We start from the raw sequence: 23,386 nt of genomic DNA, 5'->3' as shown, positions 1-23,386 counted from the left end.
CTAGTCAAAACAACGGTTTTTGCCCTTAGCCGGCTCCGCTCAGGCAATCTCCTCGACAAGCGTGACGCCGGCCTCGCGCATCGCCGCGGTGGCGGCGGCCAGCGAGCCGCCAAGATCGATGGCACGGCAGCCCGACAGCACGACCGCGGTCTCGAAACCGAGCCGCCGCGCATCGAGCGCCGAATATTGCACGCAAAAATCGGTCGCGAGCCCCGCCATCACGACGCGCTTGAGGCCACGCTCGCGCAGATAGCCGGCGAGCCCGGTCGGCGTTGTCCGGTCGTTCTCGAAGAACGCCGAATAGGAATCGATCGCGCCGCGGAAGCCCTTGCGGATCACGAGCTCGGCGCGGTCGGTTGCGAGGTCGGGGTGAAACCGGGCGCCCGCGGTGCCCTGGATGCAATGATCCGGCCACAGCGTCTGCGGCCCATAGGGCATGGCGATCGAGGAAAACGGCGCCGCGCCCGGGTGCGAGGTCGCAAACGAGCTGTGGCCCGCCGGGTGCCAGTCCTGGGTCAGCACGACATGGTCAAAGCGGCTGGCGAGCCGGTTGACCACCGGCACGACGGCGTCGCCGTCGGCGACCGCGAGCGCGCCGCCCGGGCAGAAATCGCTCTGCACGTCGATGATCAGGAAGAGATCGTCGGGCAAAATCTTCATTATGTCCCGATCCGCAATGACGCGCGCAGCTTGCGCAGGCAGGCGATCACCGACAGTGCGGTGATGCGGCCGGTCTTCGGGTTCTCCGAGGGGATGTTCTCGATCATCATCGAGAACCGCGCAGAGTCGGAATCGACCTCGATGCGGTGGGTGTTGCGCGTCACCGTCGGATCGGCCCAGATCTCGACCCGGGTGCGATCGGGGCCGATGCCGGCGAGCGACAGCGCCACCGCGACGTTGAGATTGGCCGGAAAGCCCTTGGCGGCGTCGCGCGCGCTGCCCTCGAAGATGCGCAGCGGCTCGGTGATCCCTTCGATGTGAATGTTGTTCTCGAGCAGATGCGGCGCGCCGACGAGGCCCGCGACCGGCTTCCGGGTCACCAGCCTGGCCGAATGAATGGTCCCGATCGCCGCCGCAGTCACCGCATCGAGCCCGATCAGCGCACCGGTCGGCACGATGATCTGGCCGCCATGCGCGCGAGCGAGATCGACCAGGTCCTCGTTCTGCAACAGTGCGCCGACGCTGAGCACGACCGCGGTCTTGCCGCGCTCGACCACCGGTGCCACGATCGAGCGCACCAGCTTGCTCGGCGCGCACTCGACCACGATGTCCGCGACATCGGCGAGCGCATCGATCGGCACCAGCTTCGGCGCAGAGTTGAGCTCTGCAATCCAGCCGCGGTGCTTGTCCGGACTGTTCGCCGACGCTGCAACCAAGGTCAGGCCCTCGATGCCCTGATCGAGCGCCTTGACGACGTCAGTGCCGATCGCGCCGAGGCCGGCGACCGCCACTCGCAGCCTTGTCTTGCCGTCAGCCATCATTTTCCGCCGGCGAGCATCTTGACCAGGCGATAGAGATACTCCTCGCCCTCGTAGAACGACTTGACCAGCACGCGCTCGTCCTTGCCATGGTTCCGATTGTCATCGACATCGGCGCCGAGCCCGGAATGACCATAGGTCGGAATCCCCGCATTGCGCAGATAGCTGCCGTCGGTCGCGCCGGTGCTCATGGTGGGGACGATTTCGGCGTTCGGCCAAAACTCCTTCGACAGCTTCTCGATCGATCCCATCACCTCCTCGTTCAGCGGCGACGGTGGGCTCAGTACGGCCTTGCCGGTCGGGGTCACCTCGATCTGCTTGTCGGCGAGCACGCGCTCGATCGTGGCCTGGACACCGTCGACCGGCTCGCCGGGCAGGATCCGGCAATTCACCTTGGCGGTCGCAAGCTGCGGCAGCGCGTTGATGGCGTGGCCGCCCTCGAGCATGGTCGCGACGCAGGTGGTGCGGAGCTGCGCATTATAGCCGGGATTTTCCGACAAGCGCGCCAGCGCCGCCGGGTCGGGCTGCGGCGCCAGGATCGCCTTGATGTCGTCGGCATGCGATTTGTCGACCTCGGCGATCTTCGCAAAATAGATTCGCGTGGTCTCGTTGAGATTCATCGGGAAGCTGTAATTGGAGAGCCGGACGAGGCCTTCGGCGAGGTGGTAGATCGCGTTGTCCTTGCGCGGCAGCGATGAGTGGCCGCCGCGATCCTTCACCGTGAGCTGGTAGCCGACCGAAACCTTTTCGCTGGTCTGCACGCTGTTGCGGATCGCCTTGCCATTCTTGAGGCCGACGCCGCCGCCTTCGTTCAGCGCGAACTCGGCATCGATCAGGTCACGGTGGTTCTTGATCAGCCACTGCATGCCGAGGCCGTTGGCATCGAGGATCTCCTCGTCGGTCTCGAGCGCGACGATGATGTCGCGGTCGGGCTTGTAGCCCTCCTTCTTGTAGCGGATCAGGTTGGTGATGAAGGCCGACGCCATGAACTTGTCGTCGCTGGAGCCGCGGCCGTAGAAATAGCCGTCCTGCTCGGTGAGCTTGAACGGATCGACCGTCCAGTCCTCACGGAGGGCAGGGACGACGTCGAGATGGGCAACCAGAAGGATCGGCTTGCGCGCGCCAGAGCCGGGCAGCCGCGTCACCAGATTGCCCTTGTGCGGCGCCGGCGAGAACACGTGCACGTCGGCCTCAGAGAAGCCCGCCGCGCGGAGCCGCGCGCCCATCGCCTCCGCCGCCTTCTGGGTATCGCCGGTCGCGGTGGTGGTGTTGATCTCGATCAGTTCCTGGTAGATGCCACGGGCAAACTGCTGCTGCTCGGTCAGCCCCTGCGCCGCGGCGCCGGTGGCGAGCAGGACCGGACCAAGTGCTGCTGCGAGCCGCAGCGATCGAACCATGTTTCGGGCCTTGTGCGACATCGTACTCTCCCGGAATTCCATCGTCTCAGGAGCGAATTCAGACAGGCGACACGCGCTTTGGCAAGACGGCGAGCCCTTCAATTTCCGCGCGCATGCTCCGCAGTTTCGCGCACGCTATTTGGAGTCCTTATTTGGCATCCTTGGCCGCGATCACCTCGATCTCGACCAGGAAGCCGGGATTGGCGAGTGCGGCGACGCCGACCACCGAGCGCGCCGGCAGGTTCGGCTGGCTGCCGCCGAAGAACTGGGTGTAGCCCTCCATGAAGGCCTTGAAGTCCATCGGCGCTGACGCGTTGTGCACCAAGAACACCTGCATCTTGACGACGTCGCCCATGCCAAGCCCCTGGCCCTCCAGGATGCTCTTGATGCGATTGAGCACGCCGACGGTCTGGGTCTTGGTATCGCCATAGGCCTGCGGGCTCGACGGATCGGCATCCTTGTTGGCGACCGGCGGTACCTGGCCGCTGACATAGACGGTCGTGGTGTTGCCGGTGACGGTGACCGCCTGCGCGATCGGGAATGTCGAATTGGGAATCGGATGCCTGATCACGTCAGCCGAGGCAGCGCTTGCCACCACCGACAGCGCGGCGCCCAGCACGATACCGATGAATTTCATCAAACTCTCCCCAGAATAACTCTTGTTTTGACGCGTTTTCTTCACGCGAACCGGTACCCACTTCGCTCGAAAACGCTTCTAGCGGCGGGCGTCCTGGACGTCCTTGGCCGTCACCGCGTCCTGATAGGTGTTGCCGAAGTGCGTCCGCAAATAATTCACAACGGCAGCGACCTGACCATCGGTCATCATGTCGCCGAACCCCGGCATGCCGCGGCGGCCATTGATGACAAGGAAGATCGGATAGCTGGCGGATTCGAGATTCTTGTTGCTGGCGAGCGCCGGATAGGTGCCGGCGCCGCTCGCGCCTGTGGCATCCGGCATGTGGCAGCCCTGACAGACGTTGCCGAACAGCTCCTCGCCGGTCATCTCCACGAAGCGGTAGCCCGAGGAGAAGGTGCGCTTGCCGGTCGCGTTGTCCTGGCCGACCGCCGTGGTGGCGGACAGCAGCGTCAACGCTGCAACCGCTGATATGCTGGTACGCATCATCACGTCTTCACCACGCGTTCGTGCAGCCGAGAGATGGCGTCAAGCGCGGACAGGATCGCGCCCTCCTGCCAAGCCGGCAGTTGCGAGGCGTGCTCGCCCGCCAGCGCGATGCGGCCATCGATCTGGCAGAGATTTCGGTAATGCTGCGCGCGCCCGGCGTCGGTCCATTCGCCGGCGCAGCCGAGCGTGAACGGCACGCGATGCCAGGCCACCGCGACGCCGTTCTCGAATTCGCTTTTGTACTGCGGGTGGATCTTGGCGCCGAACTCGACGGCACTGGCGACCCGCTCGGCCGGCGTCATCGCCGTGAACTCGAAGGAATTGGCGCCACCATACATGTAGCCGCCGAGCAGGACACCGCGTCCGCCGCGGTTGAAGCCATAGTTCGGATAGGCGATCTGCCGGATCGGCAGGTCAGTGTAGCTGATGCCGCCATAGATCGCCTCGTCCTCCTCCCAGAACCGCCGCTTGAACTGCAACCCGATCTTCACCGAGGCGGCATAGGGCACGGAATCGATCGCATTCTTCATCGGCCCGCTGACGTCGACCGGTAATTGGCTCAGGATCGGCAGCGGGATGGTGCAGATGCACCAGTCGGCGGTCGCCTGCTGCACCGTGGATGGACTGGCTGTATCGACATAGCTCACGGTGACGCCGGAGCCGTTCTGCTGGATCTGCGTCACCTTGGCGTTGTAGCGGATGAGATCGCCGACCTCGCGCGCGAACGCCTTGCCGATCATGTCCATGCCGCCGACCGGCTGGAACATGGTGGTCTGGAAGTCGTAGCGCGCATAGCTCTGCAGATAGCGCCACATCCGTGACCGCAAGAGCTCCTGCAGCGAGATCGGGTCGCTCGGCAGCGGATCGTCCATCAGGCCGCCGCCGGGATCGCGCGTATAGCCGCGGAACTCGGCGGAGACCAGGTTGGCGTTGTACTTGTAGTCGCGGTCCAGCGCGCCCCAGTCGCGCATCGCCTGCAGCAATATCTCCTGATCTTCCTTGGTGACGACCTCGTCGAGCCTGCCCTGCTGGGTGACTTTCGCGAGCAGCTCCGACACCTGGCCCTGGAAATCCGCCTTGATGCTGCGGAAGCGCTGCGGCTTGCCGTCGAATGCGCGCGTCGCGTGCAGATAGGCGTTGTGGTTGAGCTGGAGGAAAGGTTCCAGCGTCACGTTGAGCCGGCGGCAGTAATCGAGCAGCGCACGGTGATGATAGGGAATCCGCCACGGGCCGGGATTGAGATAGAGCCCCTGCTCGAACTGGCAGGTCTGCTTGAAGCCGCCGAGCTCGGTAAAGCTGTCGCCGCCGCGGATCGACCAGTTGCGGCCGCCGGGGCGGTTGTTGAATTCGAGGATCTGGACTTTGTAGCCGGCCTTGCGCAGTTCCAGCGCCGCCGTCATGCCGGCAAGCCCCGCGCCGAGGATCAGCACCGAGGTGCTCTTCACGTCGCCGGCGAGCTTGAGCGGCCCCTTGTAGGCGGACTCGGATGCAAAGCCGAGGCTCGTCATCGCGTGATACATCGCCGAACTGCCGGCGATGGTGCCGATCAGCGCGAGCAGATCCCGCCGCCTGATCACAGATTCGTTCTGCACCCGCGTTCACCCAGCCGCTGATTTCGATGGCGAAGGGAAACGGTTGACGCGATCCGTGTCAAGGAAAGCCACACGCTTCGCCATGCACCCACACGCGCTTTTGATGCGCCACCTGATCGATGCATCACACCACGCGCTCGCGATGCACGCGCCGGCAATCCATTTCAAAGTCAAGCCCAATCACCGGCGGCCGGTCGAAATGCCAGGTTAAGCCGTTGCGCAGCACGCCGCGGCGGCCGAGCTCGCTTTCGAGCACCGGATAGGCGTCGTGGACGGTGTAGAGCTGCACTGCGGTGGTGTCCTGCCAGGTGCCGCCGAACGCGCTCATCCGGCGTTCCATCTCGCTAGCCACGAATTTCGCCTTCGCCAGGATGCCGGCCGGACTGGTGTCGCCGAGGGCCACAGTGTGATCGCGATAATTGGCCTTGCCCTCGACCGACTCGCCGCTGCCGGCCACGACGAAGCTCGTCGCTGCGTTCTTGGCAGCCGGCACCGTGTAGGAGAAGGCGTGGAACGACGGCTCGCCGGGCGGATCGAGTTTTGGACAGACGTTGCTGCGCGCCACCGGATTGACGCCGTCGCGCATCACGCCCCATTCGATCAAGGTCTTGATGTAGATCGCGTTGAAGGCCTTGAACCCGTCTTCGGTGAACGGCGCCGGCGAGCGCAGTTCGCAGGCGCCGAACGCGGTGAGCGGACGACCCGCGGCTTTGAGGATATCCGCGATCCTGTTAAAGCCCGCGCTCAACGGCACCGGCTCCGAGAACCTGACGCGCTCGATCGCAAAGCCGGGCAGCGCGCCGATGCCGCAGGAATACTGGCTGACGCCGGGCATGAAGCGGTAGCCGCCGTCGGGAGCCTCGATGGTGCTGGTCATGTTGCCTCGTGACGTGAGGTGGATGCGGTCGTCGCTGTGTCTCGCAATGGAGAATACTCTCGATTAAGGATGTCAAACAACACGGTGTCATCACCCGCGAAAGCGGGTGATCCAGTATTCCAGAGACGCCTGTGCTTGAGCCGAGAGGCCGCGGCGTACTGGATCGCCCGGTCAAGCCGGGCGATGACAGTGTGGGTGGGGATACAGCTTCGCATTCTCGCGACATGATTGCCCGAGCTTTGCTTCTCGTTCCGCCCTCTCCTCTAGCAGAGGGCGCAGGGAAAGCCGGGTGCCGATCGCACCCATGGGTCCGGTGCAACAAAAAGCACCGGAGGTAGGACCACAGGTGTAACCGGGAACAACCCGGCTTCCCCTGCGCGATGGTTTTACGGTTTACTTCGTGCTCTCCCCGGCGAGACTGGGCTTGTTTGTCACCGCCTTCGCAAAACGCAACTGCGTCTTACAAGGGGACACCGGCCACTAGGGCGTCAGGACCACACGACTTCACCGTCCGCTTCATGCGCACTCGTCAGTTGCGCAATCAGCGTCCACCGCATCTCACACCGCGTTCGTGACGACCGCGAAGCGCCCACCCGTATCGGGTGAGACGGGCGGACCATACACCGAGTTGCACTTCTGATAAAGCGAAATATTTTTACTGCGGGGGCTTGCCACGTCGGGCAACTCAGTGTCACGCGCGCGTAAGGGACGCACAGCGGCAGGGTTCCCTCTCCCCTTGCGGGGGAGGGTTAGGGAGAGGGGTGCCGCTTGCTCCGTTGCTGTTGAAGGGACTCTCTTCCCGCAAGCGCGCGGAGTTAATGCAACGACGCTGATCTCTTGCATCGCGCCCGGGGCCACCCCTCTCCCCAACCCTCCCCCGCAAGGGGGGAGGGAGCCGGGGGAGCGTGCTCACCTCACCCCCGCTCCGCGATTTCCGTACCGGAGCGCCTGCCCTGTCCTCGATCGCCGCGCCCTAATGCGCCTTGGCGACGTAGGGGCATCCGCCTTCGTCGAGCGGACGGAAGGCCTGGTCGCCCGGCACCGTCGCGAGATACTCGTAGAGATCCCACTTGCCCTTGGACTCTTCCGGCTTCTTGATACGCATCAGATACATGTCATGCACCATGCGGCCGTCCTCGCGCACGACGCCATTCTGGGCAAAGAAATCATTGACCGGGGTCTTCCGCATCTGCGCGATCACGGTCTCCGAATCCACCGAATTGGTGGCGGCGACCGCCTTGAAATAGTGCCGCAGCGCCGAGTTGACGCCTGCCTGGTAGGCGGTCGGCATCGCGCCGTGCCGCTTGAAGAACTCCTGGGCGAACACGCGCGTCTCCGGCGTACGGTCCCAATAGAAGGAATCGGTAAAGAGCAGATCGTGCGCATGCGCCAGCCCAAGCGCAGGCACGTCGGTGAGCGTCACCTGCAGCGCGACGAGCTGCATGCTGGCGCGGATGTTGAACTCGTCGGCCTGCGACACCGCGTTGCGGAAGTCGGAGCCGGCATTGGCGAGGGCGAGAATCTTGGCGCCGGAGGACTGCGCCTGCAGCAGGAACGACGAAAAATCCGCGGTGTCGAACGGATGGCGGACCGCGCCCAGCACCTTGCCGCCGGCTGATGTCACCGCCTTGCTGGCGTCGCGCTCCAGCGCCTGGCCGAACGCATAATCCGCGGTGAGGAAGAACCAGGGCGTGCCGCCCCGCGCAACCACGGCCTTGGCCGTCGCGTTCGAGGATGCGTAGGTGTCATAGGTCCACTGCACGCTGGTCGGCGAGCATTGCTTGCCGGTGAGATCGGACGAGCCGGATCCCGAGATCAGAAACAGCTTCTTACGTTCGCGCGTCACGGTCTGGATCGCCAGCGCCACCGCCGAGTTGACGCCCTCGGCGATCACGTCGACGCCCTTGTTGTCGATCCAGTTGCGCACGATGCCGGTCGCCACGTCCGGCTTGTTCTGGTGATCGGCCGAGATGATCTCGATCTTGCGTCCGGCGACCGTGCCGCCGATTTGCTCGGCGGCCATCTGCGCTGCGATCACCGATCCGGGGCCGTTGCCGTCGGAATATTGCCCGCTCATGTCGGTGATGATGCCGACGCGCAGCACGCCATCCTCCGCTCGGGCAGCGCCGGCCGCAAATGAGAGGCACACGGCAGCAATTGCGACCAGGAAATGCGAGCGTTTGGTAATGGACATTTCTTTCCCAACGGTTCGGATGTTTCGGACGATCTCCTGAAGGAATCAGGGATCGCCGACAACCCCATCGCCGACATGGCGCTCTGCGATTCCGCGCAGAAATTCCGGGAGGAGGAACACGACCGCAGTGCCGACACGCGCGCGTCGCCGATCATGCAAACGCCGCGACGAGATTTCGCCGCGGCGTGCCGTGAATCACACGATTGGATTATGCGAGGTGGCGTCGAGATCGCCTCATCGCCGCTCCCACAATTGCCGTGCGAGAATGCCGGCCTTGCGCTCGATCGCCTCGGCGGCGTCGAGACACATGTCCTCGCGATAGCGCGAGCCGACGATCTGGACGCCGACCGGCAATCCCTCATGCAGGCCGACCGGCACCACAGCCGCCGGCAGACCGAGCACGTTCATCGACGAGATGAAGCGGAGGTCGTTCCAGAACAGCTCCTTGACGCGCTGATCGCCACCGAGATCGGCATTGACCTCCGGCGTCTTGCGCACCGTGGTCGGCATCAGCACCAGCGGATATTGTTCGAGGAACGTCATCCAGTTCCTGATGTGGCGCGAGCGCTCGGCGATCGCCTTCATGTAGCCGGCTTGGTCGAGCGGGTTGGCCATCGCGATGAAGCCGCGGAACGACTTCTGGAAGTCGGCGCTGGTGGTCGCCAGCATCTGGTCCTGCTGCAGGACGCGGACTTCGGTCATGATCAGATCGCACCAGAGCTGCCAGACCTTGTTGAGGTCGGGGAGCTCGACCTCGCTGACCGCATAGCCGGCATTGGCCAGATGATCGGCGGCCTTGCGCTGAAGCGCGATCACGCCGCGATCGGTCGCCATGTCTTCAGGGATCTTTGCGAGCGCGACCTTGACCGGCGCCGCAGGCTTCGGCCCCGTCAGCGGCGCCGGCACGAACCAGGGATCGCGCGGATCGCGCTGCGCCATCACCTCGAGGCCGAGTCGCACGTCCGCGACGTGGCGCGCCAAGGGTCCCTGCGACGACATGAACTGCGCCATCAGCGGCCGCTCCGCGGTCGCGCTCGGATTGAACGCGGGGATGCGGCCCTGGGTCGGCTTGATGGTGGCGATGCCGTTGCAATGCGCCGGCCAGCGCAACGAGCCGCCGATGTCGTTGCCATGCGCGATGGTGCCGATGCCGGCCGCAATCGAGGCGCCGGCGCCGCCCGAGGATCCGCCACAGGTCACATCCGCGTTCCAGGGATTGCGCGTCAGGCCGTGCAACGGATTGTCGGTGAAGCCCCGCAGCGAGAATTCCGGCGTATTGGTCAGGCCGATGATCACAGCGCCGGCCTTCCTGAGATTGACCGTCACCGGCGAGTCGCCCGGCGCGATATTGTCCTTGAACGCCACCACGCCGTTCGAATTGGCCTGGCCCTCGACGTCGATGTTGATCTTGATCGTGACCGGCACGCCGTGCAGCGGCCCGACGCTTCCACCCTGACGCTTGCTCGCGGCCAGCGTCGCGTCCGCGGCCTTCGCCGCCTGCAGCGCTGACGCGCCGAGGTCGACGACGACGGCGTTGAGCGCCGGGTTGGCCTCGTGCATGCGGTCGAGATGGGCGCGGACCACCTGCTCCGAGGTCGCCTCGCCGTTCCTGATCGCCGCAGCCGTCTCCACGGCCGACCATTGCCAAATGGGTGCGTTCGTCACGTGTCGTTCCTCCGCTTGTTTTTGCTGGTTGGTTCAGTCGAGCCGCAACGGCTCATAAAACACCGGCTGATCCGTGCGGTGGTCCTCCTTGGGGACGACCACCGCCTCGGCGCTCAGCACATGGTCGAGCATCACGCGCTTCGCGCGCGCGGCGTTGCCGGAGCGGAACGCAGCCATCAGGCGCTTGTGAAACTCGATGTTCTCGCAGGTGAAGCTCGATGCGAATTCCTGCACGCCGAGCCTGCCGATCAAATGGCGGATCGCCTCGTTGACGAACCGGGCCACCAGGCCGAGCAGCGGATTGGGGCAGGCCTCGATCAGGATGTCGTGGAAATCGATCTCGGCATGGCGGTGGTGCTCCCAATCCGCGATGCCGCCAGGATGATGCTCCTGAACCGCGATCGCCTTGTCGAGCGCCGTGAAATGCTCTGCGGTGAGGTGGCCGACCACGCTGAAGGCGAGTTCCGGCTCGATCAGCCGGCGGATCTGGTAGATCTGCGCGGTAGAGACTGACTGGAAATAGAAGTAGTTGCTGAGCAGGCCGACGATCCGGTTGATCGACACCGGCGCCACCCGCGCCCCGCCGCCGGGCCCGGTGGTGTTCTGCACCAGCCCCTGCACTTCGAGCGATTTCAGCGCCTCGCGGATGGTCGAGCGGCTGCAGCCGAACATCTCGATCAGCTCACCCTCCTGCGGCAGCCGGTCGTTGGGCTGCAACCCGGCCTGGAAGATGTGGCTGCGGATCAGGTCGGCGACGGCGTCCGAGCGCTTGCGCTTGATCGAGGCGCGCCGGGAGGGGTCGAGGGAGGGTAAAGCCGATTTATCCATTTTATGATCATAAATAGGTCCGGGACGGCTTGGCAAGGCGTTTCGATCCGCCCTTCGTCTCGTCATGCCCGGGCTCGGCCCGGGCATCTTGGCGACCGCAGCGGGAAAAGACGTGGATGGCCGGGAAATAGGCGAGCGGAAGCGACGTCGTCCCTCGGACGGCTATGCCCGGCCATGACGGATGCGGAACAGCACGCCAGCGCTCTGATGTCTGTGCGATCGCCCTGCATACTCTGGGCGTGTCGATCAGCGCGTGCTTCTCGCGGCAGGACAGCCCGAGCGCGTCTCCCGCCTCGCTTGGTCCGCGCGCGGCACGGCTTGCAATCCGCCGCGCACGACTTCGGTGAGACAAGCGCCGGCATGGTTGCGGCAGGCGAGCGATGGGCCGCTATTGTGAAAACGCCCAGTAAAGGTGCTTCTCGTCTTCCGACAACAGTCTCACATGGTTGATAAAGTCCCAGACCATCTCTCCGAAGGCACTGCCGCCGCCCTGGCTTGACTTGGCGGATACCATATCAAGCTCGTGCCAGCCCCTGTACATTTCCTCGTCGATGCTTTCCAGGCGGTCCTTCATGGCCTGAGCATTGAAAGCGCCGCAAGAGTCGGTGAACAGGCTTCTGACCGGATGGATTTGCCACATGCCGCGATGGCGCTCTTCGCTGCCCTGCTGCCCGTAGACCCCCGACTCTCCACTGAACGGAAACGCGCCGCGCGTCGCCTTGATCATCTCGCGGCGCTTGGCGTTGCCTTCCTTGATGTCGACATACACCGATATGACCATATCGTTGTAGTACCAGAGGTCCAGGCACGCCGGATACCCAGCGTTCAGGATCACTTGCACGAGCTTCTTGATGCGCTGCCCCTTGTAGCCCTTCATGCCCTGCGCAAGCGCAAACAGGCGCATCAGAAACGTCTTCGCATCGTTTGGAGTCCAGACGCAGATATCCTCGGCCTCGAAATCGATTGGATCATGATCGACGGGCGGGATGTAGATGATCCCGGGGTTGGCCGAATTGCTGAACATCCAGTTGTTGCCGCTGGGGCTGACCTTGACGCATCCCACATAGTGGCTGAGGTACCAGTTCACGACATCGGGGTCGTCGGTCATGAAGTTGAAATAGATCAGCTCCTTGACTCCGACACTGAACTTCTCAGCGACGGTGTACCAGTCTTCCTGAGGCCGGGTATCTCCCGGTCGGACAGGGCCGTGCGGCCGGTAGGGAATGCCGCCTTGCATCAATCCCCAATTGCGCGGGACGGCCATGCCCTTCGGCGGTCGCTCGATTGGATGAGGCGAGCGTTTCGGGGGCGCCATGGCATCGATCTCCTCATGAGCTGCGTGATCGCACCACATGAGTGCAAGTTGCCGCTGCCGGGGTTCACGCACTCACGGAGATGTTTTCCACTTTCTCAAGCTTATCCAAATGGGCATATCAGGTTCCGCGCAAGGCGGATCGATCCATCACGGCAGGCTCCACCTCAGCCGGACGTGCGCTGCGCCTCGAGGCCGCGGCTGTAGCGCGACATCGCAAAGCAGAACACGAAGTAGATCACGCCTACGAACACATAGACCTCGACGCTGAACGCCTGCCAGGCGGGATCGACGATCGCGGTCTTGGCGGTGGTCAGCAGGTCGAAGATGCCGATGATCAGGACTAGGCTGGTGTCCTTGAAGAAGGCGATGAAGGTGTTGACCAGCGGCGGGATGACGTGGCGGATCGCCTGCGGCAGCACGATCAGCGCGTTCTTCTCCCAATAGGACAGGCCGAGCGCATCAGCCGCCTCATACTGCCCGCGCGGCACCGCCTGCAATCCGCCGCGCACCACTTCGGCAAGATAGGCGCCGGCATAGAGGATGAAGGCGATCTGCGCGCGCAGCAATTTGTCGATGTTGACGCCGTCGGGCATGAACAGCGGGAACATCACGCTCGCCATGAACAACAGGCTGATCAACGGCACGCCGCGGATCAGCTCGACATAGAGCACGCAAAGCGAACGGATCGCCGGCAGTTTCGAGCGGCGGCCGAGCGCGACCAGAATGCCGAGCGGGAAGCCGAAGGCGAGCCCGAAGGTGGCGAGGATCAGCGTCACCGGCAGCCCGCCCCAGCGGTCCTGCGTGACAAAGCTGAGACCAAGGAAGCCGCCCCACATCAGGCATCCGATCACGATCAGGGCCGCGGCCCAGAGCAGGAACAGCTCCTTGCGCCAAAAACTGCGGCGGCTCGAGACCACGAACAGCGCGATGAAGATCAAAACCGCGAGCGCCGGCCGCCACTGCTCGTCGAACGGATAGGTGCCGAACAGGATGAAGCGGTATTTCTCGGGGATCACCGCCCAGCAGGCGCCGACGCCGCGCAGCGCGCGGCAGGCACTGCTGTCGCTGCCGGGGACGATCCACACCGCGTTGGCGATGCCCCACTGCCAGAGGCTGATGCAAGCCTTGCCGAGCACGAGCAGCAGCAGCAAGGTCACGATACCAGACGGGATAGAGGGGAACAGATTGGCGCGCAGCCACGCGGTGAACTGACCGCCAAGCGCCCGTGGCGCGGGGCGCGGACCGATCGGCAGCGGATCCTGCGGAAGGTGGGCGACCGAGCTCATGTCAGCGCTCCACCAGCGCGATCCGCGCATTGTACCAGTTCATGAACAGGCTGATGCCGAGGCTGATGGTGAGGAACACCATCATGATCAGCGCGATCGACTCGATCGCCTGCCCGGTCTGGTTCAGCGTGGTGTTGGCGATCGAGACGATGTCCTGGTAGCCGACCGCGACCGCCAGCGAGGAATTCTTGGTCAGGTTGAGATACTGGCTCGTCATCGGCGGGATGATGACGCGCAGCGCCTGCGGCAGCACGATGTGTTGCAAGACAAAACTGCGCTTCAGCCCGAGCGCCTTGGCGGCATCCGACTGCCCGCGCGGCACCGCCTGGATGCCGCTGCGCACGATCTCGGCGATGAAGGCCGAGGTGTAGGTGACGAGCGCGATCAGCAGCGCAAAATATTCCGGCGCCAGGGTCAGCCCGCCGACGAAGTTGAAGCCGCGCAGCTCGGGCAGCGTGATGCTCCAGCTCGCGCCCAGAAGCCACGACACCATCGCGGGCAGCGCAAAAACGAGGCCAAGCGCGTAAGGCCAGGCCGGCCGCGCCTTGCCGTCGAGCATCTGCTGCGCGATCAGGCGGCGCCTGACGAGATAGAACACGACCAGGCCGGCGACCACCGCGAGGATCGTCCACAGATTGGCCTCATGCAGCGGGATCGACGGCAGGATCAGTCCGCGATTGGAGAGATAGACGCCCTCGACCGGCTTCCACGCCTGGCGCGCCGCCGGCAGGCCCTGCATCAGCACGTACCAGAACAGCAGCTGCAGCAAGAGCGGCAGGTCGCGCAGCACCTCGACATAGACGGCGGCGAGCCGCGCCAGCAGCCAGTTCGACGACAGCCGTGCGATGCCGACCAGCGTGCCGATCACGGTCGCCAGCACGATGCCGATCACGGCGACGCGCAGCGTGTTGACGACGCCGACGATGAAGGCGCGCAGATAATTGTTCTTCGGCGTGTAGTCGATCCAGCTGTCGGCGATCGGCATGCCGGCTTCGCGGCCGAGGAAGGCGAAGCCGGTCGAGATGCGGCGCACCGAGAGATTATGCAGCGCGTTCGACCACAGGAAGGCGACGATGGCGACCGCGATGGCGACCACCAGGATCTGCCAGAACAGGCCGGCGACGCGGGGATCGCCGAGCGAAAGCTGCCAGGGACGTGTGGGAGGGCGTTTCGGCGTCGATGTCGTCACAGCACAGGATCCTCTGAGAAGCGATCTTCTGCCATGCGCAAGAGCGTATTCGCGGCTGCGCACTTCATATGTTGCACCAAATCTGGATTCATGCAACATATGTTTCATGGCCCAGGCTCAGCCGAAACCATCGCCCCTGAACGAATTGTGCAGCGCGCTGCCATCGCTGCCAATGCGGTTGCAGGAGGTCGGGCGGTTTGTCGCAGCCAACGACTACGACGCCACCACCCGCTCGATGCGCGAGCTAGCCTCGGTCGCCGGCGCCGACCCCGCCTCCTTCACCCGTCTTGCCAAGGCGCTCGGCTATTCCGGCTGGGACGAATTGCGCGCCGCGCTCACCGAGGCGCGAAGGCCGGCGCAGGGCTCGCCCTTTTCCGGCCGCGCCAAGAGCCGCCGCGCCGGGCCGAATGCCGATGTCAGGCTGGTGCACGACAAGTTGGAGGCGGAAGCTGCGGGACTTGCGCGCATTTCCGCGAGTGCGATTGCGGAAGCCGCGCGTGCGCTGCATGCGGCCAACCGGATCTGGATCACGGGCTTTCGCAGCTGCCGCAGCGTCGCGGAACTCCTGACCTATCAGCTTCGCCTGTTCCGCCCCGACGCCGTGCAGCTGGTCGGCGGTTCCGGCCCGTTCGATCTCGATCACGGCGCCTTCCGCGCCGATGACGCCGTGGTCGTGATCGGCTTTGCGCCCTACACGCTGGTCAGCGTCGAGACCGCGCGCGCGGCGCATCAGGCGCGCGCCACGCTGATCGCGATCGCCGACACCATCAGCGCGCCGATGGCCGAGGGCGCTGATCATCTGCTGCTGTTCGAGGCCGCCGCCTCGCCCGGTTTCTTCCCGAGCCTCACCGGCGCGATCGCGGTAGCGCAGTCGCTCGCCGCCGTCAGCTTCACGCTGGGTGGCGCGGGTGCAAAACGCAAGCTGGAGGAGACCGAGGGCCGGCTTGCCGAAATGTCGCAATATTTTTCCGAGAAAGGATGAGTGTCATGGCAGCCCCCAAGAGCCGCGTGATGCATCGCAGCCTGCGCGAAACTCCGCCGAAAGCAATCGGCGGCGACGGCGTGTTTCTGATCGCGGAGGATGGCCGCCGCATCCTGGATTCCTCCGGCGGCGCCGCGGTCTCCTGCCTCGGCCATCAGCATCCGCGGATTCTCGCCGCGATCGCCAAGCAGGCCTCGACCCTCGCCTATGCCCATACCGGCTTCTTCTCCTCCGCGCCGGCGGAAGAGCTCGCCGAGCGGCTGGTCGGCCATGAGCCCGGCGGTCTCTCTTATGTCTACTTCGTCAGCGGCGGATCGGAGGCGATCGAGGCCTCGATCAAGCTGGCGCGGCAATATTTCATCGAGCGCGGCGAGCCGAAGCGCGCGCGCTTCATCGCACGCCGCCAGAGCTATCACGGCAACACGCTGGGCGCGCTGTCGGCCGGCGGCAACGCCTGGCGCCGCGAGCCCTACGCGCCGCTGCTGTCGCCGTCGTTCAGCCATGTCACGCCCGCCTTCGCCTATCACGAGAAGCGCGACGATGAATCCGAGGCTGCGTTCGTCAGCCGCCTCGCCGCCGAGCTCGAAGCCGAATTCCAGCGGCTCGGCCCCGACACCGTCGCGGCCTTCATCGCCGAGCCCGTGGTCGGCGCCACCGCGGGCTGCGTGCCGGCGCCGGACGGCTACTTCAAGGCGGTGCGCGAGATCTGTAACCGCCACGGCGCGCTGTTGATCCTTGACGAGGTGATGTGCGGCATGGGCCGCACCGGCACGCTGCATGCGTGGGAGCAGGAAGGCATCGCGCCCGACATCCAGGCGGTCGCCAAGGGCCTCGGCGGCGGCTATCAGCCGATCGGCGCGATGCTCGCGAGCGGCACCATCGTCGACACCGTGCGCGACGGCTCCGGCGCGTTCCAGCATGGCCACACTTATCTGGCGCATCCGCTCGCCTGCGCCGCGGCGCTCGAGGTGCAGAAGACGATCGCTGAGGAAAAGCTGCTCGATCAGGTCAAGGAGCGCGGCAGGCAGCTCGAGCAGCGCCTCGTCGAACGCTTCGGCAATCACCGCCATGTCGGCGACATCAGGGGCCGCGGCCTGTTCTGGGCGATCGAGCTGGTCGCCGACCGCGGCACAAGGCAGCCGTTCGATCCCAAGCTGAAGCTGCATCAGCGGATCAAATCCGCGGCCTTCGCCGGCGGCCTCGGCTGCTATCCCTCGGGCGGCACTGCCGACGGCCAGCGCGGCGACCACGTGCTGCTCGCTCCGCCCTATATCGCAACGCCCGGCGACATCGACATGATCGTCGAAAGGCTCGGGGCTGCAGTGGACAGCGCCTTGAAAGATGTTGGTCACGGAGCATGATCCGGAAAAGTGGGCACCGGTTTTCCGCGACAAACGCGAAGCGTTTGCGCATGGATCATGCTCAAACAGGAGGGAGGAGTAATATGTACAGAGGATTGATCACTGCAACCGTTCTCGCCGCAAGCATCGCGGGCGCAAGCGCGGCGACGCTCGACACCGTCAAGCAGCGCGGCACGCTGGTGTGCGGCGTCTCGACCGGCTTTGCCGGTTTTTCGGCGCCGGACTCGCAGGGCAACTTCAAGGGCCTCGACGTCGACTATTGCCGTGCGCTGGCCGCCGGCCTGCTCGGCGATCCTGCCAAGGTGCGCTTTGTGGCGCTGACCGCGCAGAACCGCTTCACCGCGCTGCAGTCCGGCGAGATCGACGTGCTCTACCGCAACTCGACGCAGACCTATCTGCGCGGCACCACGCTTGGGCTGCGCCAGGGCCCGGTCAATTTCTACGACGGCCAGGGTTTTGTGGTGAAGAAGGACCTCGGCGTCAAGGAAGTGAAGGACCTCAAGGGCGCCACGGTCTGCGTCGCGCAGGGCACCACGCATGAGGTGACGCTCGGCGACTACGGCCGCGCCAACGGCATCGACTGGAAGCCGTTGGTGTTCGACCGCCCCGACACCATGTACCAGGCCTTCTTCGGCGGCCGCTGCGATGCCATGACCCAGGACGCCTCCGCGCTCGCCGGCGCGGTCGCAACCGCCGCGCCGAAGGCCGACGATTACGTCGTGCTGCCGCAGACCATCAGCAAGGAGCCGCTCGGCCCGTTCACCCGCAACGGCGACGAGGTCTGGAGCGACATCATCACCTGGCTGCATTACGGCCTGGTCGAGGCCGAGGAGCTCGGCGTCACCCAGGCCAATACCGACGAGATGACGAAGTCGCAGACCCCTGCTATCCAGCGCCTGCTCGGCGTCTCCGGCGATCTCGGGTCGCGGCTCGGCCTCGACAACAAATGGCTGGTCGCGGCGATCAAGGCCGGCGGCAATTACGGCGAGATTTTCGAGCGCAATGTCGGCAAGGCAAGTCCGCTGAAGCTCGAGCGTGGGCTGAACGCCACCTGGAGCAAGGGCGGGTTGATGTACGCGATCCCGTTTAAGTAATGACTTTTCCTCGCCCCCGTTTACGGGGAGAGGGCCCCTCACTCCAACCCTCTCTCCGTGAAGAACGGGGAGAGGGAGTAGAACAAGCGACCCGATGCGCATCACCCTGATTCACGCCCTGAAGCACTCGATCGTCCCGATCGAGGCGTCGTTCGCAAAGCATTGGCCGGAGGCGCGGCTGATGAACCTGCTCGACGACAGCCTGTCGGCCGACCTCGCGCGCGACGGCAAGCTTAACGAGCGCATGACCGAGCGCTTTCTCACCATCGGCCGCTACGCGGTGAGCACCGGCGCCAACGGCATCCTGTTCACCTGCTCGGCGTTCGGTCCCTGCATCGAGGCGGTGGCGCGCGAGCACGCGCCGATCCCGGTGCTGAAGCCGAACGAGGCGATGATCGAGCAGGCGGTGGCGAAGGGACAACGCATCGGCCTGCTCTCGACCTTCCCGCCGACGCTGGTGTCGATGCCGCCGGAATTTCGATCGTCGGTCACGCTGGTGCCAAAACTCGCCGAGGGCGCGCTGGCGGCGCTCGACCGCGGCGACCGCGCCGAGCACGACCGCATCGTGGTCGAGGCGTCGAGGGATTTGCGCGACTGCGATCTGATCGCGCTCGCGCAGTACAGCATGGCCCCCGCGGCCGAACGCGTCGCTGAAGCCACCGGCCGCGAGGTGCTGACGACACCCGACAGTGCCGTGCTGAAGCTGAAGGCGATGCTGGGGATTAGCTAGGCCGGCACTCACAGACGTTCGCCGCGTGGACCACTTGCGCGCGACATCACCAGGAATGCTGTCCCGTCCACCGCGCAGGACCGTTGCTTTCCTGATCCCTGTGTTCGAGACGATCGGGACTAGAGCGTTTTCCGATCACGTTGCGTCGTAACCAGCCGCGACGAGATAATTTTGACATTCCTCGGGTGAGAAGCGTTTGAGAGCGTTGGCGATTGCTTGCCAGAGATCGGGCATGGTGCGCGCTGCGGCGGCCCGCAACAGCGCTTTCAGTTTGGAGAAGGCCATTTCAATCGGGTTGAAGTCTGGACTGTAGGGCGGAAGATAGAGCAGGCTAGCTCCGACCGCCTGGATGGCCTCTCGAACGCCATGGACCTTGTGAGCGGGCAAGTTGTCCATGATAACGGTATCGCCCGGCCGCAGCGATGGGGCGAGCAATTGCTCGACGTAGGCCAGGAAAGCGTCGCCATCCATTGGACCGTCCAGAACAAGCGGCGCGATCAGACCGTCGGAGCGCAATCCAGCGGTGAACGTCGTCGTCTTCCAATGTCCGTGTGGGATAGCTGCACGACATCGCTCGCCGCGTGGCGAGCGCCCGTAACGCCGCGCCATTTTGGTGTTGGCGCTGGTTTCGTCGATGAAGACGAGACGCTCAGGGTCAAGGTCGATTTGCCCTTCGAACCACTCCTCACGTGCGGCATTTATATCGCCGCGCCGTTGCTCGGCGGCGTGCGCTGTCTTTTTTTAAGTGTGATCTTTCTGCGCTGGAAAAAACGCCAGAGCGACGCGATGCCAGTCGATATTCCACGACGTTTCAACAGTTCTCGCAACTCGGCAAGCGTGATATCCGGCCTCGCTGTCACCGCCTCCAGAATCAATTGCGAATGCGCTTCGATGCGCTGCGATTTGCGGTCACCGCCCTGGCGTTTAGGAACGATGTCGCCAACTTTCTTGAGGCGACCGCGCCAGCGGATCGCACTGGCCGCGCTGACACCAAAGCGCTCAGCAGCCTGTCGACAGGACATGCCACCGTCAATCGCGGCTACCACCCTTTGGCGAAGATCAACCGAAAGCGCCCTGGCCATACATGCTGGCCTCCCTCGCCAGCATGCAGCTTGAATCTGACTCGCGCCGTTTTGGGAATCCCCACCCGATTCTTTCCGGTCGGAAAATGCTCTAGTTGGCGACAGAGCCCTCGACAGCGAATGTGTGATACGTGGCGTATTTTTCGCCGACGGCTCGGACCTGCACGTAGGCCGGATCGTTTCGCCAAGCCCGAAGCGCCGCCATGCTTGGATACATGTAGATGACCACGCGTTTGGGTGGCTCTCCGTCAACGGCAACGACCTGCGAACCGGTCGCCGCCGCGCCTGCGGCCGCAACCAGCTTCCCGCCGTGCGCCTTGATAATCTCCCTCGCCTTGGGCAGATATTCCTTGGCATAGCCATCGGGATTGATGACGTCGATTTGCCCGATCAGATAGGCGGGTGGCCCCGGTTCGCCATGGAGTGCTTCCCTGCCTAGAGCACCCAAAGTGGCGCATGTGAGCATGACGAGACCGATCTTGCTTCGAGCATTCATGCGGGCCTCCCTCGATGTCGCCGCCCCCACGAGCAGCAGCCGACAGGACTGTCCGCCCGGGCCCAAAACGTGTCCAATGCATATATTCTCTGAAAGTTCATGCCGTAATGGTATAAGCGGGCATGAACCTTCGACAGGCCCTCACGTTCCTGACCGTGGCCGAGCTCGGCACCGTCTCGAAAGCTGCGTTGCGGTTGCGGGTCGCTCAGCCGGCCCTGTCCAGGCAAATCATCGGACTTGAGCAGGAGCTCGGCCTTCGGCTGTTCGATCGGGTCGGGCGCCGCCTTTTGCTGACCGGTGAAGGCGAGCAGTTGATTGCAGGCTGCCGACTGCTGCTCAACAGCGCCAGCTCACTGAAAGAGCAGGCTCAGTTGCTCCGCCAGGGAGACACGGGAGTTCTAAAGATAGCCGGGTCGCCGCAACACATCGAGAGTGTCCTATCGCAATTTCTGCACCGATATGCGAAGCGCTATCCCCGCGTTGAAGTAAGGATCAGGGAGGGGACGGGCAACGAAATATTGACGATGCTCGAACGCGGTGAAATTCATCTCGGCCAAAACCTGCTGCACGCAGTCAAGTTGAGCGAACAGCACTACGGCAGCCTTCCGCTTGGATCTGTAGAGCTGCTGGCTGCCTGCCATCCCTCGATGCCGCTTGGCCCTCAAACGACGATCGAGGTAGCCGACCTTGGCGAGTTTCCGCTGCTGCTGATGGACAGCGGATTCGGATTTCGGCGTGCTTTCGACGCGGCAGCCCGCATGGCGGGACTGAAGCCTGCGATCGCATTCGAGAGCCGGAACCCGCACACCTTGCTGGCACTCGCCGAGGCAGGGCACGGCATAGCGATCGTTCCTTCCCAGCTGAAGTGCCAGCGCTACGAATTGAGGATTGTCGGTCTCACGCACAGGCGCCGGGTGTTGCAGGAGCCCCTGACCATCTCTTGGGACAAGCGGCGCCCCTTGCCTCGTTTCGCGACCGACTATTGTGCAATGCTCGCAGAGCATATGCGCGAGACGTTTCCGATCACGCGCCCGACGGAGCCGGCCTCAGCCAACACGAAAGGGAAGCATCGGCTCCCCGCACAGCGCGCGGCCCGCAAGACGAGAAGGCTACGTGATTGAAAGCTGTGACTTTATCGCGGAGAACTCCAACACATAGTCGGCTTTCACCCTTCACCCACTCGGCCGGCTAATCCGCCCCTGAGCCACGGCGCCTACGTCCCTGCATCGTGGACGTTCAAATCGACGCCCTGCGGATCCTTGATCGTCGACACCGTGATCAGCGAGATCAGTGCCAGCACCCCGATATAGACGCCGACGCGCCAGGATTGGCCGTAGGTGCCGATGATCCATTGCGCGATCATCGGCGCGAAGGCGCCGCCGAAGATGGCGCCGAGCGCGTAGCCGATCGAGACGCCGGAGTAGCGCACCTTGGCCGGAAACAGCTCGGCATAAAGCGCCGCCTGCGGGCCGTAGGATAGACCCAGCGCGATGGTGAGGCCGACCGCGCTGACGAAGAACAGCAGCAAATTCTTGCTGTCGATCAAGAACCACATCGGCACCGCCCACAGCACCATCAGGGTGTAGCCGATCTGGAAGCAGCGCACGCGGCCGATTCTGTCGCCGAGGATGCCGCCGACCAGCGTGAAGATGAACCAGCTCACCGCGGCCAGCGTGCCGATCAGCAGCAGCTGCTCGGACGGCATCTTCAGCGTGTTGGTGCCGTAGCTTATCAGAAACGCGATCAGGATGTAGCCGGCCGCATTGTTAGCCATGAAGATCAACGCGGTGCGCAGGATTTCCCTGCTGTGATTGCGCATCAGATCCTTGAGCGGCGCCGAGGATTCCTTGTGCCGGCGCTGCATCGCCTTGAACACCGGGGATTCCTCGACAGTGCGGCGGATCACGATGCCGACAACGATCAGGAGGATCGACAGCAGGAACGGAATCCGCCAGCCCCATTCGATCATCGCCTGCTTGCCGAGCGTCGCGGTCAGCACCCAGAGCACGCCGGTCGCCAGGATCATGCCGAGCGGCGTGCCGATCTGCGGGAACGAGCCGAAGAAGCTGCGCCGGTCGACGGGCGCGGATTCCACCGACATCAGCGCCGCGCCGCCCCACTCGCCGCCGGCCGAGAAGCCTTGCAGGATGCGGAGAAGAATTAGGAGCGCCGGCGCCCAGGCACCGATCTGCGCGTAGGTCGGCAGCAGGCCGACCAGCGCGGTCGCCGCCCCCATCAACAGCAGCGTGACCACGAGCATGTTCTTGCGCCCGAAGCGATCGCCGAGATGGCCGCAGACGATGGCCCCCAACGGGCGGAACAGGAATGACAGGCCGAGCGTCGCAAACGACACGATCTGCGCCAGCAGCGGATTGTTCGCGTTCATCGGCGCGAAGAACAGCGCGCCGAACACCAGGCCCGCCGCCTGGGCGTAGACGAAGAAGTCGTACCACTCGATGGTGGTGCCGACGAGCGTTGCGGTGAGGACCTTGCGCTCCTCATCCGACAGTTCAGCGCCGCGCGAGCGCGCGGACAGTTCGATGGACATGTGGCCTCCCCTGTATCCGTTTTGTCTGTGAGGGGGCGCTTCAACTGCCGCCACGGCACACCCCCGCACGATGCTGGTCGCCGCGATAGCAGAACTTCGCGCATGGCGCGAGTAAAATAGTTGCACATGCAACGGTATGACGTATGCCA

Annotated in this window: 21 protein-coding genes; 5 read left to right on the top strand and 16 right to left on the bottom strand. The window is 64.4% G+C overall.

From position 1 onward, the window contains the following. Positions 1-39: 39 nt before the first annotated feature. From pncA to WDM24_RS10735, 13 genes are all read right to left on the bottom strand, one after another. The gene (pncA, locus tag WDM24_RS10795; RefSeq protein ID WP_338831180.1) at positions 40-660 is read right to left on the bottom strand and encodes a bifunctional nicotinamidase/pyrazinamidase; all 621 of its coding nucleotides are present in this window, start codon (positions 658-660) and stop codon (positions 40-42) included. Then, positions 660-1,478, bottom strand: coding sequence for an aspartate dehydrogenase (locus WDM24_RS10790; protein WP_338831179.1), 819 nt, complete (start codon positions 1,476-1,478; stop codon positions 660-662). The genes pncA and WDM24_RS10790 overlap by 1 nt, the downstream gene beginning before the upstream one ends. After that, positions 1,478-2,896 carry a M20/M25/M40 family metallo-hydrolase gene (locus WDM24_RS10785; protein ID WP_338831178.1) on the bottom strand — a complete coding sequence of 473 codons (1,419 nt, stop codon included), beginning with the start codon at positions 2,894-2,896 and terminating at the stop codon, positions 1,478-1,480. The genes WDM24_RS10790 and WDM24_RS10785 overlap by 1 nt, the downstream gene beginning before the upstream one ends. A gap of 127 nt (positions 2,897-3,023) precedes the next feature. Continuing rightward, complete coding sequence (locus tag WDM24_RS10780; RefSeq protein ID WP_166304705.1) at positions 3,024-3,512, bottom strand: RidA family protein; 489 nt, start codon at positions 3,510-3,512, stop codon at positions 3,024-3,026. Between the two features lie 78 nt (positions 3,513-3,590). Then, positions 3,591-3,998, bottom strand: a complete 408-nt coding sequence (locus WDM24_RS10775) for a c-type cytochrome (protein WP_166304702.1) — start codon at positions 3,996-3,998, stop codon at positions 3,591-3,593. Next, the gene (locus WDM24_RS10770) at positions 3,998-5,590 is read right to left on the bottom strand and encodes an NAD(P)/FAD-dependent oxidoreductase (RefSeq protein WP_338831177.1); all 1,593 of its coding nucleotides are present in this window, start codon (positions 5,588-5,590) and stop codon (positions 3,998-4,000) included. The genes WDM24_RS10775 and WDM24_RS10770 overlap by 1 nt, the downstream gene beginning before the upstream one ends. 124 nt (positions 5,591-5,714) lie before the next feature. Beyond that, positions 5,715-6,467: a 2-amino-5-chloromuconate deaminase CnbZ gene (gene cnbZ / locus WDM24_RS10765; protein ID WP_338831176.1), complete on the bottom strand. Its 753-nt coding sequence runs from the start codon at positions 6,465-6,467 to the stop codon at positions 5,715-5,717. Positions 6,468-7,440: 973 nt separating this feature from the next. Next, complete coding sequence (locus WDM24_RS10760) at positions 7,441-8,661, bottom strand: ABC transporter substrate-binding protein (RefSeq protein WP_338831175.1); 1,221 nt, start codon at positions 8,659-8,661, stop codon at positions 7,441-7,443. Positions 8,662-8,895: 234 nt separating this feature from the next. Further along, positions 8,896-10,326 (bottom strand): amidase family protein, encoded by a 1,431-nt coding sequence (locus WDM24_RS10755; RefSeq protein WP_338831174.1) that lies wholly within the window; start codon positions 10,324-10,326, stop codon positions 8,896-8,898. Between the two features lie 33 nt (positions 10,327-10,359). Then, complete coding sequence (locus tag WDM24_RS10750) at positions 10,360-11,154, bottom strand: FadR/GntR family transcriptional regulator (RefSeq protein ID WP_338831173.1); 795 nt, start codon at positions 11,152-11,154, stop codon at positions 10,360-10,362. A 388-nt stretch (positions 11,155-11,542) separates the two neighbouring features. Then, positions 11,543-12,469, bottom strand: a complete 927-nt coding sequence (locus tag WDM24_RS10745) for a hypothetical protein (RefSeq protein ID WP_338831172.1) — start codon at positions 12,467-12,469, stop codon at positions 11,543-11,545. Between the two features lie 164 nt (positions 12,470-12,633). Beyond that, entirely contained in the window at positions 12,634-13,755 is a 1,122-nt protein-coding gene (locus tag WDM24_RS10740) for an amino acid ABC transporter permease (RefSeq protein ID WP_338831171.1), read from the bottom strand. A gap of 1 nt (position 13,756) precedes the next feature. Further along, entirely contained in the window at positions 13,757-14,944 is a 1,188-nt protein-coding gene (locus WDM24_RS10735; protein ID WP_338831170.1) for an ABC transporter permease subunit, read from the bottom strand. Between the two features lie 106 nt (positions 14,945-15,050). Between WDM24_RS10735 and WDM24_RS10730 the strand changes: the two genes are divergently transcribed. The 4 genes from WDM24_RS10730 to WDM24_RS10715 all read left to right on the top strand — a co-directional run bounded on the left by WDM24_RS10730 (position 15,051) and on the right by WDM24_RS10715 (position 19,111). Beyond that, positions 15,051-15,926: a MurR/RpiR family transcriptional regulator gene (locus tag WDM24_RS10730; RefSeq protein ID WP_338831169.1), complete on the top strand. Its 876-nt coding sequence runs from the start codon at positions 15,051-15,053 to the stop codon at positions 15,924-15,926. 5 nt (positions 15,927-15,931) lie between these two features. Next, on the top strand, positions 15,932-17,287 hold the full coding sequence (locus WDM24_RS10725; protein WP_338831168.1) for an aspartate aminotransferase family protein: 1,356 nt from the start codon (positions 15,932-15,934) through the stop codon (positions 17,285-17,287). 83 nt (positions 17,288-17,370) lie between these two features. Then, positions 17,371-18,381 (top strand): amino acid ABC transporter substrate-binding protein, encoded by a 1,011-nt coding sequence (locus WDM24_RS10720; RefSeq protein ID WP_338831167.1) that lies wholly within the window; start codon positions 17,371-17,373, stop codon positions 18,379-18,381. A 94-nt stretch (positions 18,382-18,475) separates the two neighbouring features. Next, positions 18,476-19,111: an aspartate/glutamate racemase family protein gene (locus WDM24_RS10715; RefSeq protein ID WP_338831166.1), complete on the top strand. Its 636-nt coding sequence runs from the start codon at positions 18,476-18,478 to the stop codon at positions 19,109-19,111. Between the two features lie 135 nt (positions 19,112-19,246). On the opposite strand, the gene WDM24_RS10710 is transcribed toward WDM24_RS10715, so the two are convergent. Further along, a protein-coding gene (locus WDM24_RS10710) for an IS630 family transposase (protein ID WP_166081867.1) occupies positions 19,247-20,193 on the bottom strand; the annotation gives its coding sequence in 2 pieces (ribosomal slippage) (positions 19,247-19,854 and positions 19,854-20,193; 948 coding nt in all). Positions 20,194-20,284: 91 nt separating this feature from the next. Continuing rightward, complete coding sequence (locus WDM24_RS10705) at positions 20,285-20,689, bottom strand: DUF1330 domain-containing protein (protein WP_210292685.1); 405 nt, start codon at positions 20,687-20,689, stop codon at positions 20,285-20,287. Positions 20,690-20,811: 122 nt separating this feature from the next. Between WDM24_RS10705 and WDM24_RS10700 the strand changes: the two genes are divergently transcribed. Next, on the top strand, positions 20,812-21,810 hold the full coding sequence (locus WDM24_RS10700; RefSeq protein ID WP_338831165.1) for a LysR family transcriptional regulator: 999 nt from the start codon (positions 20,812-20,814) through the stop codon (positions 21,808-21,810). 92 nt (positions 21,811-21,902) lie between these two features. Here the strand turns inward: WDM24_RS10700 and WDM24_RS10695 are convergent, their stop codons facing one another. Then, entirely contained in the window at positions 21,903-23,237 is a 1,335-nt protein-coding gene (locus WDM24_RS10695) for an MFS transporter (protein WP_338831164.1), read from the bottom strand. Between the last annotated feature and the right edge of the window lie 149 nt (positions 23,238-23,386).

The organism is Bradyrhizobium sp. 27S5, assembly GCF_037217225.1.
In the GTDB taxonomy this organism is placed as follows: domain Bacteria; phylum Pseudomonadota; class Alphaproteobacteria; order Rhizobiales; family Xanthobacteraceae; genus Bradyrhizobium; species Bradyrhizobium septentrionale.
This window is presented reverse-complemented; position numbering and strand designations above follow the sequence as displayed.